The 15579-nt window shown below is 32.5% G+C and carries 12 protein-coding genes; 3 read left to right on the top strand and 9 right to left on the bottom strand.

Going from position 1 to position 15579, the window contains the following annotated elements; genetic code table 11:
- Nucleotides 1-833: 833 nt before the first annotated feature.
- From ASE40_RS21445 to ASE40_RS21405, 9 genes are all read right to left on the bottom strand, one after another.
- The gene (locus ASE40_RS21445; protein WP_057119690.1) at nt 834-3998 is read right to left on the bottom strand and encodes a hypothetical protein; all 3165 of its coding nucleotides are present in this window, start codon (nt 3996-3998) and stop codon (nt 834-836) included.
- Between the two features lies 1 nt (nt 3999).
- A complete protein-coding gene (locus ASE40_RS21440) occupies nt 4000-6192 on the bottom strand; it encodes a hypothetical protein (RefSeq protein ID WP_057119688.1) in 2193 nt (730 codons plus the stop codon).
- Nucleotides 6193-6217: 25 nt separating this feature from the next.
- The gene (locus tag ASE40_RS21435; RefSeq protein WP_128415010.1) at nt 6218-6718 is read right to left on the bottom strand and encodes a hypothetical protein; all 501 of its coding nucleotides are present in this window, start codon (nt 6716-6718) and stop codon (nt 6218-6220) included.
- 28 nt (nt 6719-6746) lie between these two features.
- Entirely contained in the window at nt 6747-7199 is a 453-nt protein-coding gene (locus ASE40_RS21430; protein ID WP_057119682.1) for a CHAP domain-containing protein, read from the bottom strand.
- Entirely contained in the window at nt 7196-7483 is a 288-nt protein-coding gene (locus tag ASE40_RS21425; RefSeq protein ID WP_057119681.1) for a methyl-accepting chemotaxis protein, read from the bottom strand. The genes ASE40_RS21430 and ASE40_RS21425 overlap by 4 nt, the downstream gene beginning before the upstream one ends.
- A 312-nt stretch (nt 7484-7795) precedes the next feature.
- A complete protein-coding gene (locus ASE40_RS21420) occupies nt 7796-8041 on the bottom strand; it encodes a hypothetical protein (RefSeq protein ID WP_057119678.1) in 246 nt (81 codons plus the stop codon).
- A gap of 407 nt (nt 8042-8448) precedes the next feature.
- Nucleotides 8449-8649: a hypothetical protein gene (locus tag ASE40_RS21930; RefSeq protein ID WP_128415009.1), complete on the bottom strand. Its 201-nt coding sequence runs from the start codon at nt 8647-8649 to the stop codon at nt 8449-8451.
- 122 nt (nt 8650-8771) lie between these two features.
- Nucleotides 8772-9488, bottom strand: a complete 717-nt coding sequence (locus tag ASE40_RS21410) for a DUF3164 family protein (RefSeq protein ID WP_057119675.1) — start codon at nt 9486-9488, stop codon at nt 8772-8774.
- A gap of 13 nt (nt 9489-9501) precedes the next feature.
- Complete coding sequence (locus ASE40_RS21405) at nt 9502-9780, bottom strand: hypothetical protein (RefSeq protein ID WP_057119673.1); 279 nt, start codon at nt 9778-9780, stop codon at nt 9502-9504.
- Nucleotides 9781-10214: 434 nt separating this feature from the next.
- Between ASE40_RS21405 and ASE40_RS21400 the strand changes: the two genes are divergently transcribed.
- From ASE40_RS21400 to ASE40_RS21390, 3 genes are all read left to right on the top strand, one after another.
- On the top strand, nt 10215-10898 hold the full coding sequence (locus ASE40_RS21400; protein WP_241774405.1) for a helix-turn-helix transcriptional regulator: 684 nt from the start codon (nt 10215-10217) through the stop codon (nt 10896-10898).
- A 381-nt stretch (nt 10899-11279) separates the two neighbouring features.
- Nucleotides 11280-12290, top strand: a complete 1011-nt coding sequence (locus tag ASE40_RS21395; protein WP_057119671.1) for a LacI family DNA-binding transcriptional regulator — start codon at nt 11280-11282, stop codon at nt 12288-12290.
- A gap of 195 nt (nt 12291-12485) precedes the next feature.
- Nucleotides 12486-15578: a SusC/RagA family TonB-linked outer membrane protein gene (locus tag ASE40_RS21390; protein WP_057119668.1), complete on the top strand. Its 3093-nt coding sequence runs from the start codon at nt 12486-12488 to the stop codon at nt 15576-15578.
- Nucleotide 15579 lies beyond the last annotated feature (1 nt).

Raw genomic sequence — 15579 nt, 5'->3', positions numbered from 1 at the left:
TGTTTTTTTATTTAGTAAATAGCAACAAAACTTATAAAGTAAGTTCCAGTTTTATTTCCAAACTTGTATTTTCTGCTCATTTATTATTTTTGAGCTAATATAAGAAATACGTTACGTTCACGAGCAGGACGCTCGCGCCAGCGGAGGGCGGATACCTAAAAATTAGGAATTGGTAATAACTCGTCTGTGAGGAAATAATTCATTTGTTCATTAGTTAGATTACAAATTTGTCTGCATGTTTCAAGATCTAATGGAGCTGGCTGATTAGGAAAAAAATATTCTTTATCATAAGTGCTTTGTGAATTCAAAAGAATTTCAATTAAATTTCCATTCTCATCGTATTTTGCTCTAAAAACCTTAAAATCTTTATCCAGAATAGTACCATCTTCTAAATTTGGTAAACAATAGTTATTGTAAATANTCTTCACTATAGAAATACTTAACAGAACCGTCATGTAAAGGTTGATTGTTGATAATATCAATTTGATTGTATGCAATTATTCTTCCTTTACTATCTCTTATCAGGCTGTTTTTTAATTCTAGAATCCCATCTTCAATATAATCTTCATTTTCTATAGTATAATTGCCTGAATTTTGTCTAGTTCTAATTCTAAAAACATTTGTATTAGGATATTCTTTAGATAAATTTTCTAAAACATTACTTTCATTGTTGTCTTTGTAATAAGTTACATGAAAATTTCCATTTGCATATTTGTTTTCAATTTTTTTTACTACATTATTGTCATGAAATTCTTTTTTATAGCCATTCATTTTTAGAGCTTGAATTTCTGAAATAGATTCGTTAAAAAAATTCTTATATAATACTACCATAATTATTTTGTTTTTATTGTTAAATCCGGTTGTAGTCTTCTATCTGTTTTAGTGATGTCAAATACATTAAAATCTGTGGATTTTGGTGTATTTGGTTTGTTCGCCATATTAGAAATATCTTCTGCTAATGTATAAATATTTCCTTCACTATCTATTCTTAGAAGAGCGAAAGCGTTTATTTGATCTTTTGTATTTGCATGATAAAGTGCTTTCTCAATTTCTTCAAGATCATTAAATCTTCTTCTTTTATTTAATTGCTTAATTATAATCGCTCTGTTTTTTTCAAACAATTCAATGTTTTTTGCAGTTAAATTCCGTATATGTAATCTTCTAATATATCCAGAAATATCCATATCAGGAGGATTCACCTTATATAAAGCAGAACCAGAAATTTGATATTCATCTAAATAATTTAGAAGTTTTACATTTCCACCATAATAATATTTACCCAATATGCTTAAAAATTCTGTTTTGAAATCATTAAAGTGTTTTGAATCATTTAATAAGCTAAAACAAAAAGGCACTTTTTCTCTTTCTGTAAGGAATGTTTTGTAAAACCTCATTTGTTCAATAACTTCAGCTTTAGTTTTCTGTTTAACAGTTCTAAAACTTTTAAGGATGAAATGTTCAGTTACATCATTTGTGTTTTTAAAACGAATATCTGTTAGTTCATCTATTTCTAAAGATTTACCAAAATCAATCATTTCTTGTAACTCGGCTTCTGTATGCAAGTACACATCTCCTCCTGTTACTCTTTTCCAAAGCTTATTAGGTGTATCTTCTACGTATTTATATAACGAGAACCTTGGTAATTTTCCAAAAGCAGCTGGCTCGTTTAAAGGAGTGTTTTCTAAAATAATAGCTGATTCACGATAAAGTTTATTTTGTGCAAGTAATAAGGTATTTTTTAATTTTCTATAAAGAGCTATTGCAATTAGGTCAATTGGTAAAGAATTTAATCTTCCTAATGATAAAATTCTAGTAGAAACTTCATCGATTATTTCTGGAGATGCGTTTGAACCTAATTGTTGTAATTTTGATTTTAAATTAGCAATTGTTTCAGAATCATTTGCACCTTCACCAGCAATTTTGAGTAATTTAGCAGCTTCTCTTTTTGCAATTAAAGATGCAATTCCAGTACCAACATTAGTAGTGAGACATGCCAATTGGAAAACTGCAATAAACGTTTTCATTCCTTGACAGAAAGAATCATTTTCACTACACTCCACGAAGTTGGCAAAAAAGCCTAGGACTCCAGCAGTAAATTCAACTCCTCCAACAACAATCTTTAAACCTTCTAATGATTTTAATGCGACTTCACCTGCTTTTAATCCAGATGCCCCCCACTTGAGATGCTTTAGTTTTGCTAAATTTCCAATACCTGTAAAAGTTGTTGCTACATCCACAACATATCCTAAAATAGATTCGGCATCACTACTGTCTCCGTCTTTGTCAATAAATGACAAAACAAAAAGAGGGATGAAAGAATTTATATTTTGGCCATTAATTGAAATATTTTGGCCATTTACAGTAGATAAAGCAGACCTAGTTTCAATATCTGTGCTTAATAAAGTAACAGGTTGAAAAAGATCATAAATTCCATATTGAACTTCATTTTGCTCTACAAGAGTGATATTTTCATCACTACGTGATGATATTACTGGTAAGGATTGGTAAGCAATTATCTTATTGCCATCAATACTAAAATTAAAATTATCAAAATATATACCTATAATTTTTGAAGATTGATATGGCATCAAAATAGGAGAAGCATTAGGTCTTGAAATTTTATACTCTTTTATTTCTTGTGATGAATTACTCCAATAAACAGGGTCGTAAGCAACATAATGGGTGTAATTAAATAAAGATTGGTTTGTGTTTTCTGGTGCAAAGCTTGCAATTGAATTAGAACTTCTAAAATCAATTGTTGCATTTTTTAATTTATCATTGTTGTCGTAGGGATTATATTTACTAAATTGCCATAGCATGTATATTGCCATAACAAATTGTCCCTTTGTTGTAGTTGGTTGATATTCTGTGCCTAAGACCCAATTTGATAACCCTAGTAAGCCTTGTTTCATATTGGTGCTTGTACTCATACTGTTATATAGCACTTCATAGAATGTTGTTTCTTTTTCGGTTCCTGTTTCGTATGGGTATAGAAAAAAACTTAAAAATTGATCTATTTCCTTGATGTTAGATTGGTTAAAGGAATATACTATATTTATAACTAGCTCTTCTTCTTTTATTCTTTCAAGATTATTACTTAACTTATTTTTTATTAAATAATGCAATATCTTCCATTTCTCATTGACTGGTAATCCTGACAATGATTGTGAGCTAAGTCCCATTGCTAACCAATAAAGTTTCTCTGTTCCAGAAGATTCTAATATTTTTAATTGATTTGAGTATGCAACTTTATAATAATCGGTTATATTTTGATTGAATTCTGCCAAAGTTTCCAAACTTGGATTTATAAGAATTTCATCAGATAGCCATTCGATAATTTGGTTATTTATATAAGAAATTAGATCGTTATTTTGAGCGAATAATGGGAAAATCTCACGCTCAATTTTGTTAATCATTATAGCAATTTTAGTAATTAAAAAAGCTGCAGAATCTTTTTCTTTAGTTTCGTTAAAAGCATTAGCTATATAAATTCTTTTATTATAGAATTGCTTAGAAGTTATAGTTGCCTTATCAAAATTAATTATAACCGGCTCTTTATCATTGGGAGTAATGATATTCTGATTACTATCTAAAACAGGAATATTTCTTTTATAAATAATATTAAATTTTTCTAATTTATAAAAAAAGTTATATGGTGCTTCAATATGTAAACGAAATACTTCAATTTCATCGCCATCTTTAGCAAAAATTATATCAGCATCTTTTAAAACAGACTCATTTAGTTTTTCAATTGTTATAATATTTGCAATATATTTTAAAAACTGACTTTCTAAGTAATATCCTGCTGAGATTGGTTTGTCATAACCATTTAAATCTCGAAGATTAAATTTATCTTTATTAACATGTTTATAAATTTTGTCTGGTTTTCCAATTGCAAATTGATCAACAAAACCTTGTAGATCAATTTTTAAAGAACCAGGAACGAAAGAGGATTTTCTAACAACTTTTCCTGTTTTTAATATTACGGCATTTTCCATCTTATTCCGTTTCTAAGTTTACGTTTAAATCTAATTTCAATTTTGACAATTCTAAATCTGGCATGTACTCACTATATCCTTTACTAAAATGGTAAGTCCGATCAAGTGAATAAACAAAAACAGAATTACCAGGTTCTTCCAATTTATTATTACCATCCTCATCTTCAGTCACAATGGCAACTTTATATTTCTGATATTTGATATTTTCAGGAGAAAGCAACTCACTTCCACCTTCAAAAAGATCCATTAAAAACAAGCGAGGATTCTTTTTGCCTTCGGTAATTAGAGCTTTTATTGCTTCATTTTCATCTTTAGTTAGTCCCAGAATAATTTTGTTAGGAGTAGCGCCATCCAAAGTTTTTAGTTCTAGTCCCGTAATAGTTTCAGTACTATCTGTAAACATTTTCAAATTGTAATAGTATGGATCGGGTAGTTGGTAGGTTTTGCTTTTGCCAACAGCACCACCAGCTGAAGAAGATGTATAAGTTGTTGAAGCTGTGCTTCCGGTTGCAGAAACAGCATTGTTCATAACATCTACTGCCTCTGTTATGTAAGTAACACGATCAACAGTAGGATTTTCTTCAATTCCAGTTTCAATGGCATCATTTACAGTAAGAGTCTGTACAATCGAAATTCCCTGCTGTTTTTTATCATAAAACTCATTGATAAGATTGAGCTTTTCAGAAGTCATTCTGGAATAGCTTTTATCGCTACCTAAATTCAATAAAGGGCTAGCTTTTATTAAATTAAAAACATTGTCAAAAAAGTTTGCCTTTCGATATGTAATTATAGGAGCCCCTTCTTCATCTGGTACTACTTGCGGATCAGTATACAAATTCACTTTTCCTTGATAAAGTAAAATACTAAGAGAGGCAATATTTTCACCAGCTAGAGCAGGAGTTGTCAATTGAATGGTTGAGGTGAAATCTGCGTAATTGCCTTCTTCATCAGGAGGTAATCTTAATCCGTCAGCATTGATAAAAGTGTCTTTTTGAGCGTTGACTACATTGGCAATCTGTCCGTAACAAGCGGTGTTGTTATTGTTATCTGTTGGAAATTGCAGGTATAAATTGTTTGTTGTAACTGTATTTGCCTGTTCTTGAGTATTAACTAAAACTGGCCAGCCTAATTTGCCATACGTTACGGCTGCCATAGGAACTTCTTTAGTTACAGGATTTTCTAATAATCCTGTTTTTAGGTTTTCTAGACCTTCACCAATTTTATAGTTTCCGTAAAAATCATAGCTGCGCGTACGATCACTTTGAATGTAGATGTACCAATTGTTTTTGGTTGCAAACTTGTTAATGACATCGCTGTAAATGGCATTTCCTGTTTTCTTTGTTTTGGTTCCAGAAGTATCTACTGTTACAGTGCCATCGGCTGTATGTAAACCATAAAAAGCAGCAATATCAATAAATTGAGTACTTTGCTCGCGCTGAAGTTTTTTCGCAAAATCGGTAGAACCGTTTGTTACAATTTCTGCAAAAGGTTTACGTGCGTATTCCAAATCGAAATTAAACTCAGAATTGTCGAAATCATGTTTGTAATCGCCATAATTTAAGACGACATCAATTCCGCATTCGCCTTCAGCAAAATTACCTAACGTTTTACCACTATCGATTAGTGGAAGTTCGAATGGATGCTGTTCTTCTTGAGTATTATTTTTCGTTTCAAATTTCGATTCTTTAAAAAAGAAATCGGATAATGGAGTTGATAATAGTAGAGCAAGATCATTTTGATCGAGATCGGTTGGAGGTTCCTCATAACCAATAAACTCAGCTTTAAAAGAAGGTTTTTCAATTGAAGCATTTCCATCATAGAATGCTTTAAAATTGATATTGATATTATCAATTAAATCTGAAACTGCTCCATCATTACTAATAACTAATGGCTGATTACCAGAAGTGAAAAAATCACTTTTTCTCAAACCTCTATAAACAAAGTATTTAATGTTTAATCCAGGAAATGGTTGTTTGTAGGGGCGGAGAATAAGATTTACTTTTTCATTATTGCCACTTTGAGGCTGAACTAAAACAACTCCTTTACAGATTGAAAAGGCTTTTTTGGGTTCATTGCCAATGGTAAATCGAGAAGTCAGGTTGAAAACAGTTTCAGACTTGGGCCCAAAGCCTTGAGCCTCCTGTTGCTGCGGAAAACCTCCTGACTCTATAAAAAAATGAGATTGTGCGGACATATTTTGCGTATAGTTTTAAAAGTTTTTATTTAAACCATTCAGGTTTATAGATTTTGGAGATGCATCTTCCAATCAAAAAAAGCAGTACAAGAAGCAGTAATCTCCCTAGCCAAATCTGGGCTTTCTGCCAAAAAGTGAGATGATTGCTAAACTTGGTAATGGTGATCGTCTTCTCTTGGACATCTTTTACTTGTTTCGATTTCCAATGTGCATAGAGTTCCTGTTCTTTAAGGTTGCAGTCGACTTGGAGTTTATTGTTATCAAGACGAACCTTTGGGCTTTTTAATGTACGCCCTGGTTCGGCTTGAATAACATTTTTAAGAACTACTTTTCCGTTAAGACATTCCAGTAATGCGTTGTAAGAACTGCTGTCTTTTGCAATTTTAAAAACAGTGTCGTGAAAGGTTTCAGTAATCGTTATCGTCTGAATTTTATTTTCATTTTGAACTGGCTTCGGACTTCGGCATGAAATCATGATAAGGATGATGAAAAGAGAAAAAACAAGAAATTTTGGTTTTTTATTCATAATTAAGATTGGTTTAAAAATTTTGTTTTTAGATTCGTAAAAAGCCTTTAATGCTTTTTATATCGCGTTTTCTTCTGGCTACTTTATAACCTTCTCTTCCGCCAGAATCGTTGGTGTTTCCTTCAATGGTGTAAACAGTGTTACCAGCAATCTTTTCGACAAATCCGGCGTGACCATTACCATTATTAAAATCCATGATAAATACGTCTCCGGGCTGAGGTGTCTTTTTTATCAAAAGAGGTCTCGAATTGTATTGGTCTAAAACACCTCCCGTTTTCTTTAAAGGATTTTTTTCGTTAATCTGAAGAGAAGCTTTCTGTGCGCACCAGTAGATAAAAGCCATGCACCAGGCATATCCTTTACCAAGTCCGACGCTTCTTAAATAAATTTCGACTTCGGGGCCTGCGTTACTGTTTCTTGGCATTTCTTCGACACCAATTTGAGCGGTGGCGATTTCTAAAGTTTTTTGGGCAAGTGTCATGATGTTTTTCCGTTAAGCTGTTTAAATTTTTGTAATTCGTCAACCAGTTGCTGGTTTATGAGCATTAGTTCTTTGTGCTGTATTTCCATTTTTTTAATGGTTTCTGTTGCGGCTGTAAGTCTCGCAGTAATGTCGTCGAGAAGATCACGGTAATATTTTACGGCGCTTACGGCGTTGTCGAGTTCGGCGGCACGATCTTGTGCCAGTGATTTTCGCATAGAGAAAAACCAGGTAATAAAAGCGGCAAAAAAAGCCGTTAGCGAGGGGTATAGAAACTGTTCCATTTGATGTTGAATGTTGGGTTTAAAAATGATTTGTTCAAAAACAGCTTTAGCGTTGTTTTCGAGAGGAATCTTAACTAGGAATTTTTCTAGTTTTTGAGCGCGGTTGTTTCCTTTTGAGATTGCAAAGATTGGGTGAAAAAAGCCCTAAAAAAAACAAATGCAAGGTCTGCGAACATTTGTATTCTAGGGCTTTACAGAGTTGTAAGGAAAGCGAACAGAAGTCGTTTTAGATGAAGTAAATGCTTCATCTTTGCATCACAATAAGGATGCTTTTGAAGATAAATAAAGAATGATTTTTTTCTTTAATATGAATTAAGAAGACCTTTCCTGATTGCTCATAAGTTCTTCGATTTTTTTTAGTTCAGAAGTGATAGGTGTACAGAGAATTTCGTACAAAGTAGTTCTGGAAATTGGATAAACGGGATAGACATATTTACGCCACACAACAGTAGTTGGAATGTCTTCCGTTTTGTGTTTTTGATACAGTTCTTTAATGAGTTTGTAACGCATTAATTTATTTTTTTGAATTCCGAGACTTCTGTTTGAGGATATAGGCATGAGAGAAAATATTTTGAATGATAGAAAAAAGAAAAAGTTGTAAGAAGAACGAAGTTTAAAAGAGTTATTAGTTTGAATTATAAAGACATCATATTTAAGACAGCCAAACCATTTGATCCTATTCAGTAAATGGTTTTTACTTCCCGATGCCATTTTATATTGAACCTCGTTCTGAGGTTGTATTTGTTAAAGATTTATTTAACAATCTAGGTCAGCAAACTTCGCATGACAATCCTGTTTCCAAAACTTTTTTAGGTTTGGATTCCAATAGAAAGAATGCGTTTTGGCTGTTTATTATAAGGGCAGAAATCGCCCGTTTGTCGGTTCCTGGTTCTTTTCAGAAAGAAGAAGAAACAGGAACCATTTTTATTTACCTGCTTTTTTCGGCTGCAGGTTTGAAGGTCGTTTTAGCCTTTATAAGTGGCTGTTGTGTGTTTTTTGAATCTCGGATTTTTGATTACAATACTTTCGTACTGATTAAAAGCCAGACGTTCTTTTTTGGATAAGTCATTATTGCAATTCCAGTTTCCGAGTCCGTCTTTAAAGATCGTATGTTCATTTACTTTGTAGCTTTCGTGATCTATAATTGGCTTTATTTTTACGCTCATTCAGGTATTGTTTAAAAGTTGTTTTTAATTTGAAATAAAACCATTCTCTAAATAAAAGTATAGGCTTTAAATTGGTTAGAATTAACAGGATAGTTAATAGCAGTGATAAATAAATGTCGTGATTAAGCTGCATGGTTTTGGTTGTTTTGCTGGTTAAAGAAATCAAAAGCATAGCCTTGTAAAAAATCTACAGAAGACATCGATAGCGGAATATTCGTTCTTACGCCATTTTCGTCAATTCGGCTTGCCTCAATAAACCAGCTTGAACGAACAGGCTTAAAAGACGAAGCGATAATTTCAACACCATCTGTAAATTCTTCATTATTAAATTCTTTTGTTAGTTTCTGAAGTTCCAGAACTCGTGAACCTTTTAGATTTCCTTTAGCATCCTTTTTTAAGAGGTTAAAAACAATTTTTACTAATGATGCTGTTTCTTTGCTAGTAGAAAGCGATGAAATGTAATTCTGTACTTTTTCAATTCCAATAGTTACAGTATCATCCCAGCCTTCGTTAATGCGATACCCAATCGTAATTTCTTCTTTATCATTTGAGAAGGTATGAGACATTTGTTTTTCTTTAAAACCATAAACCTGATTCTTTAAATCCAAAATAGTTTCAAACAGCCTGAAAGTTTCAGTTTTAGCATTTTGCATCATTTCAGAAGTTTCCTGTAATCTGGAAAGTGCTTTTGGAATCGTTTCGGCAACCAGTTTTTTATAAGCATCTCTCTCTTCATTTTTTTTATTTTCGATTCTATTTAAGGCTTCTTTTAGTTCTTGTGCTGAAAATTGAGTTAAGTCCATAGTCTGGCTGATAGTGTTTGTAGAAGGAGTGTTCATAATAAATTGGCTTTTAGTTTTGTAATAAAATTTCTTCTTGAAAAGGATCGCTGTAATAAGGTTTAAAATTATAGAGAGCACAAAGTCTCCAAACCTCTTTTAGTTTATTTTCAATGGTTCGTGAAACTGGGCGGGGAGAAGCTGCTTCATTATCTAGAATATGCATCCATTGAAAACGTTCTTGATTAATACATATTCTTTCACCTGCCGTGAAAGTTTTGTTTCGCTCTGAACAATATTGAAGTGCCAGATACAATTGTGCAATTCTTGCTTCGATTTGATTTCTACTCATGATTTTTTTCTAATAAGGTTCGTAATTTTTTAATGTCAGATTCTATTAAAGCTCTCTCGGAGCTGTTCGGATTTTCAATCAGCCAATGCTCCAGCTCTTGAATTTTTTCCTTAATTTGATTTTGTTTCCATTTTATTGATTTGAGTAAAAAATTAATATTTATTTTTTTATTAGTGATTAATAATACATTTAATTCGTAGTTTTATTCCTATTGCCCGTAGTGGTCTGTATGCTGTTTTTGAACTATTTAATTGCATTGTAATTTGTTTTTAATCAGTTATTTATTTAGTATTTAAGGTTTGTTTGTTTATTATTTGAAATGTAAATTTGTTAACGTTTCTGTTGTTTTTAAAATTTATTTTTCTTTACTTTGCAAATATAATGTAAAATAATACATTAAACCAAATTTTTAACGTAAAAAAATACATCTTTTTATGGGTTCAACGGAAAGAATGAGAGAGTATCTTGATTATAAAGGGATTAGTAAGTATAAATTTTGTAATGATTTAGGGTTTTCCAATAAGTTTTTGGATAATAGCAGTAATATGGGAACTGACAAAGCGTGTAAAATATTACACTACTATCCAGAGATTAATTCTGAGTGGCTTTTAACAGGGAATGGGCCAATGATTAAGGAAGAAAATACAAGTGTAATGATTATGAATAATGATAGAAAAACAGTTGATCCCACGCATGTTAGTCAGGAGATACCATTATATGATTTGGAAGCAGTAGCGGGTTTAAGGGAATTGTTTAGCAGTGGTGAACCGCAAAGAATTCTGGATACCATAAAAATTCCGAATCTTCCAAAATGTGACGGAGCAATTTCTGTAACTGGAGATAGTATGTATCCTTTATTGAAGTCTGGTGATATTATTTTGTATAAAGAAACTGAATTTGAAAATATCTTTTTTGGAGAAATGTATCTTTTAAGTGTAAAGCTGAATGATTGGGAAGAATATATTACTGTAAAATATGTTCAAAAATCAGAACAAGGATCTGATTTTGTAAAATTGGTAAGTCAGAATTCCCATCACCAGCCTAAAGATATTCATATTTCTAAAATCTCTGCATTGGCACTTATAAAAGCAAGTATTAGGATTAATACCATGATGTAAGTTTTGATTATAAATGAAAAAAAGCCTTTGAACTAAAATAATGTTCAAAGGCTTTTCTTTTGAAGTTTGCTTTTTCTAAAAATGAAATACTCTTCAATACTTTAGAAAGTTTGAGCCTTTTTTTTTATAGAATATTTAAGTTTAAAAATGGGCAACAATCTTATCCAAATTAGATTAAATCTGTATAAAAATTCATAAAATCTACATTAAAAGTCAGAATGACAATAACTTGGTAAAATATAGTATTTACTGAATATTCTATTTAATTTTAAGCTTAAAAAAGAGATTTGTTGAAAAAAAATTTTACTAAAACGTTTTTGTAAGTTTTGCTTACATATATTTGCGATGTACTAAAATATTCAAATATAAATTTATTACCCGATGAAAAAGATTACAATTAGAGATATTGCGAAACAGGCAGAAGTTTCGATTTCTACTGTGTCTTTTGTTATCAACGGCAAAGGCGAAAAAATGGCTATCAGCCCCACTGTAATCAAAAAAGTTCAGGATGTGGCGCAAAAACTGCACTACAAACCAAGCATGATCGCCAGCAGTTTGCGAACAGGAAAAACAAGATCAATCGGACTTATTGTTGAAGATATATCGAACCAGTTTTTTGCAGATTTGGCAAGAGTTATTGAAGACGAAGCCAAAAATATTGATTACAGGGTTTTTTACTGCAGTACGGGAGATGATAATAATCGTTCGGAAGAATTGATAGAAAGTCTTTTGCAAGCCAATGTAGAAGGGTTTATTATTACTCCAACCCGAAATTTAGAGAAAACAATCAGTCATCTTTTAAAATTACAAAAACCAGTTGTGCTAATCGATAGGTATTTTGCCAATCAAAAAGTAAGTCATGTTGTAATGGATAACTACGAAGGATCTTACTCGGCGGCTAAATTCTTGATGAACAAGGGACGCAAAAATATAGCTGTTGTTAATAATAAATCTGGTATGATCCAGATGAAGCTGAGAGAAAAGGGATATGTTGAAGCGTTAAAAGAAGAAGGTATTTACAACGAGAATTATACGCTGCATCTAGATTACCATGCTAGTGAACAAAGCAGAATTGAAGCAATCATAGACTTTTTTAATAAAAATAAAGAGATAGATGCAGTTCTGTTTTTAGCAAATTACCTCGGACTAGCAGGACTTCAGGCTTTTAGGGCTTTAAAATACAAAATTCCAGAAGATATTTCGGTTATCAGTTTCGATGATCACGACAGTTTCAAACTTCATACACCCACAATAACTGTTATTGCCCAGCCAATAGAGGATATAGCAGTAAAATCAATTCAGCTCTTAATGAATCAGATGACAAACTTTGATGATTTCAAAATAGAAAAGGTTCTCGAGAAAGGAACTTTGATCGTAAGAGAATCGGTTTAAAAAATTTAAAAAAAGGTGAGGACTTTTTTTTAATCATTTTGCTAAAACGATTTAGTAAAAAACTAAAAATCAACTGCAGCCTTAAATAGCTGTTTATTATGATATTGCAAACAGAGTACAATTTTTTATTAATTATTTAAAAACAAACACAAATCAACAAAACGAGTCAAAACCAATAACCAAAACAAAAAGCTTATGAGACGAATATTAGCAGTGTTAGGAGTGATATTGCTTAGCAGTTTAAGTGCTGCCGCGCAAAATCGATTAATAACCGGCATAGTTACAGATGCAGAAAACAAGGGAATTGTTGCTGCGTCAATCGAAGTTCAAGGAAAACCATTTAGTGCTGTTACAGATGCCGAAGGGCGTTTTAAAATGAATGTTCCTGAAGGGAAAGTTACTCTTAATGTATCCTCGATGGGATTTCAGTCAAAACAAGTGGTACTTCAGGAAAACGAAAGCAGAGTTTCTGTTGTATTAATTGAAAACACACAGGAATTAAAAGATGTTGTAGTAACTTCATTCGGAGTTAAAAAACAAAAGAAAAGTCTAGGGTACGCCGTAGGAGAATTAAAAGGCGAGGACCTGACAAAAAATAAGGAAATTAACTTAGGAAATGCACTTCAAGGTAAAATTGCCGGAGTAAACGTTTCTGCACCAGTTACAGGACCTTCTGGTTCGAGCCGTGTTGTAATTCGTGGAGCAACTTCTGCGTCTGGACTTAACCAGCCTTTATATGTTGTAGATGGAATTCCGATTGACAATACTCAGCAGGGAAATGCTGGAATGTGGGGTGGTGCCGATAAAGGTGATGGTATGTCTTCTTTCAATCCAGATGATATTGCTTCGATGTCTGTATTAAAAGGTAGTGCTGCTTCTGCGCTTTATGGTTACAGAGGATCAAATGGTGTTATCTTAATTACAACTAAAAAAGGTAAAAACGGATCAGGAATTGGTGTAGACTTCAGTACAAATTCTACTTTCAATACACCTGCTAGCCTTTTAAAATGGCAAGATCAATATGGTGCCGGAGCTCCAAATGCAAGCGGTGTTCCAACTAGATTTACCAATTTACAAGAACTTAGAGATTCTTACTATTTTGCGTGGGGAGATAAATATGACGGAACACCTTCATTATCACTTGATGGTAAAACTAGACCTTATCAGGCTTACGGAAAAGATAATGTGGAGAATTTCTACAGAACAGGATATTCTTTCAGTAATACTCTAGCAATTTCTGGAGGAAATGAATCAACAAACTTTAGATTATCTTTTGGAAACACTAAAGACGAATCTATTTTGCCAGAAACTACTTTTGGTAGAAACAACGTGGCTTTGAGTTTAAATTCGGCTCCAAATAAAAAAATAAGCATAGAGAGTAATGCTCAGTATATTTCGGAGAAAAGTCATAATCGTCCATATTTAAATGACTCACCAAGAAACCCATCTTTCCCAACGACTTTCATGACTCCAGGAACAGATATCAGATGGATAAGCAATCCTTATGATGCAAACGGTGGTGAAGAAGACTTTTTAGGAGCCAATGTATATCATACAAACCCATATTTTGCTACGAAATCTCCTTTAAATGACGATCTTAGAAAGCGTTTTATTGGTTCTGCAAAAGTAAATTATAACATTACAGATAAAATTTATGCTAAAGCTGTTATTGGTATTGATGATATCAATTATGAATATACTGAAATTGAGCCTACTGGAATAAATTACAACCCAGGAGGATCTATTGAAAACAGAATTGAAACCCGTTCTGAGGTAAATGCTTCTGGTTTTTTAGGCTACAAAGGAGATATTGCTAAAGACCTTTCATTGGATGCCTTTATTGGGGCAAACCGTCAGCATAATAGATACAGCGGTATTAAAATGAAAGGAAATAACTTCATTGTTCCGTTCAAATATTTCTACGGAAATACACAGCCAGATAAAACTGAAAAATTATTTTCTGAAAGTGAAGTAAACTCTCTTTTCTATTCGGCAGATATTGGATACAAAGATTTCTTATTCTTAAGTTTAACAGGCCGTGAGGATTGGTTTTCCACTTTAGATCCTGCAAATAACAGTACTTTTTATCCTTCTGTAAGTTCAAGTTTTATTTATTCTGAAGTTATAGGTCTTCCTGAGTGGATTTCGTATGGTAAAATTAGAGCAGGATGGGGTAACGTTGGAGGAGCATTACCAGATGCTTACGCTTTAGCATTGACTTATACTACGCCAGACGGACAAACAGATTCATTAGGTCAGCCAATTTTGGGTGTAAATGGAGAAACAATTCCGAATAGAACTTTAAAACCGTATAACGTAAGTACAATCGAATTTGGTTTTGAAAACACGTTTTTCAACAACAGAGTAAGTACAGACTTAACATTCTACAGCAAGAAAACAACAAATGATATTACAGATGCCGATGTTTCTCAAGCTTCAGGATATAGAACTACAAAAATTAATGTTGGAGAAATCCTAAACAAAGGGGTGGAGTTTGCTATTAATGTAAAAGCAGTTAAGACTGAAAATTTCTCTTGGAACGTAGGTTATAATTTTGCTTACAACGATAGTGAAGTTTTAAATCTTTCTGATAAAATCACAACAAAAACATTAGAAGGAAATAGAGATGGAAGAGCTAATGTAGTTTTAGAAAAAGGACAGCCTTTTGGAGTTATTAAAGCGTACGATTATTTAAGAGATGCAAATGGTAACATTGTATTGGATACAAATGGAAAATTCTTAAGAGGAAATTTAATCATTGCGGGACAAGGTGTTGCGCCAACATCTATGGGACTTTCAAATGATTTTTCATATAAAAATTTCACTCTTTCTGTTTTTGTTGATGCTAAATTTGGAGGAGAAATCTATTCTGCTACCAATCAGTTAGGAACACGTTACGGATTATCTGAAATTACACTTCCAGGTCGTGAAACTGGAGTTGCAGTAAGCGGAACAGATGTTAACGGAAACCCTGTAAACACCACAGTTTCTGCATACGATTACTGGAGAAGCTATAGTGATGTAACATCAAATTTTGTTTACGATGCTGATTTTGTTAAGCTTAGAGCGATTTCATTTGCTTATAATTTCCCAAAAGAATATTTAAAAAGAACACCATTCCAGTCTGTTAGTTTAGCATTTTCAGCTCATAATTTATGGACTATTTATGACAAAGTTCCAAATATCGATCCAGAGTCAAACTATTCAAACAGTAATGCTCAAGGTATGGAGAGAGCTTCTATGCCTTTGACAAGAAACTACGGTTTTGCCCTTAATGTCAAATTCTAAT

The sequence above is a fragment of the Flavobacterium sp. Root935 genome (assembly GCF_001429295.1).
Lineage (GTDB): Bacteria > Bacteroidota > Bacteroidia > Flavobacteriales > Flavobacteriaceae > Flavobacterium.
This window is presented reverse-complemented; position numbering and strand designations above follow the sequence as displayed.

What these genes read in the sequence shown, in the direction of transcription:
- ASE40_RS21445 (WP_057119690.1), bottom strand. Translation starts at nt 3,998, where the DNA reads ATGGAAAATGCCGTAATATTAAAAACAGGAAAAGTTGTTAGAAAATCC.
- ASE40_RS21440 (WP_057119688.1), bottom strand. Translation starts at nt 6,192, where the DNA reads ATGTCCGCACAATCTCATTTTTTTATAGAGTCAGGAGGTTTTCCGCAG.
- ASE40_RS21435 (WP_128415010.1), bottom strand. Translation starts at nt 6,718, where the DNA reads ATGAATAAAAAACCAAAATTTCTTGTTTTTTCTCTTTTCATCATCCTT.
- ASE40_RS21430 (WP_057119682.1), bottom strand. Translation starts at nt 7,199, where the DNA reads ATGACACTTGCCCAAAAAACTTTAGAAATCGCCACCGCTCAAATTGGT.
- ASE40_RS21425 (WP_057119681.1), bottom strand. Translation starts at nt 7,483, where the DNA reads ATGGAACAGTTTCTATACCCCTCGCTAACGGCTTTTTTTGCCGCTTTT.
- ASE40_RS21420 (WP_057119678.1), bottom strand. Translation starts at nt 8,041, where the DNA reads ATGCCTATATCCTCAAACAGAAGTCTCGGAATTCAAAAAAATAAATTA.
- ASE40_RS21930 (WP_128415009.1), bottom strand. Translation starts at nt 8,649, where the DNA reads ATGAGCGTAAAAATAAAGCCAATTATAGATCACGAAAGCTACAAAGTA.
- ASE40_RS21410 (WP_057119675.1), bottom strand. Translation starts at nt 9,488, where the DNA reads ATGAACACTCCTTCTACAAACACTATCAGCCAGACTATGGACTTAACT.
- ASE40_RS21405 (WP_057119673.1), bottom strand. Translation starts at nt 9,780, where the DNA reads ATGAGTAGAAATCAAATCGAAGCAAGAATTGCACAATTGTATCTGGCA.
- ASE40_RS21400 (WP_241774405.1), top strand. Translation starts at nt 10,215, where the DNA reads ATGGGTTCAACGGAAAGAATGAGAGAGTATCTTGATTATAAAGGGATT.
- ASE40_RS21395 (WP_057119671.1), top strand. Translation starts at nt 11,280, where the DNA reads ATGAAAAAGATTACAATTAGAGATATTGCGAAACAGGCAGAAGTTTCG.
- ASE40_RS21390 (WP_057119668.1), top strand. Translation starts at nt 12,486, where the DNA reads ATGAGACGAATATTAGCAGTGTTAGGAGTGATATTGCTTAGCAGTTTA.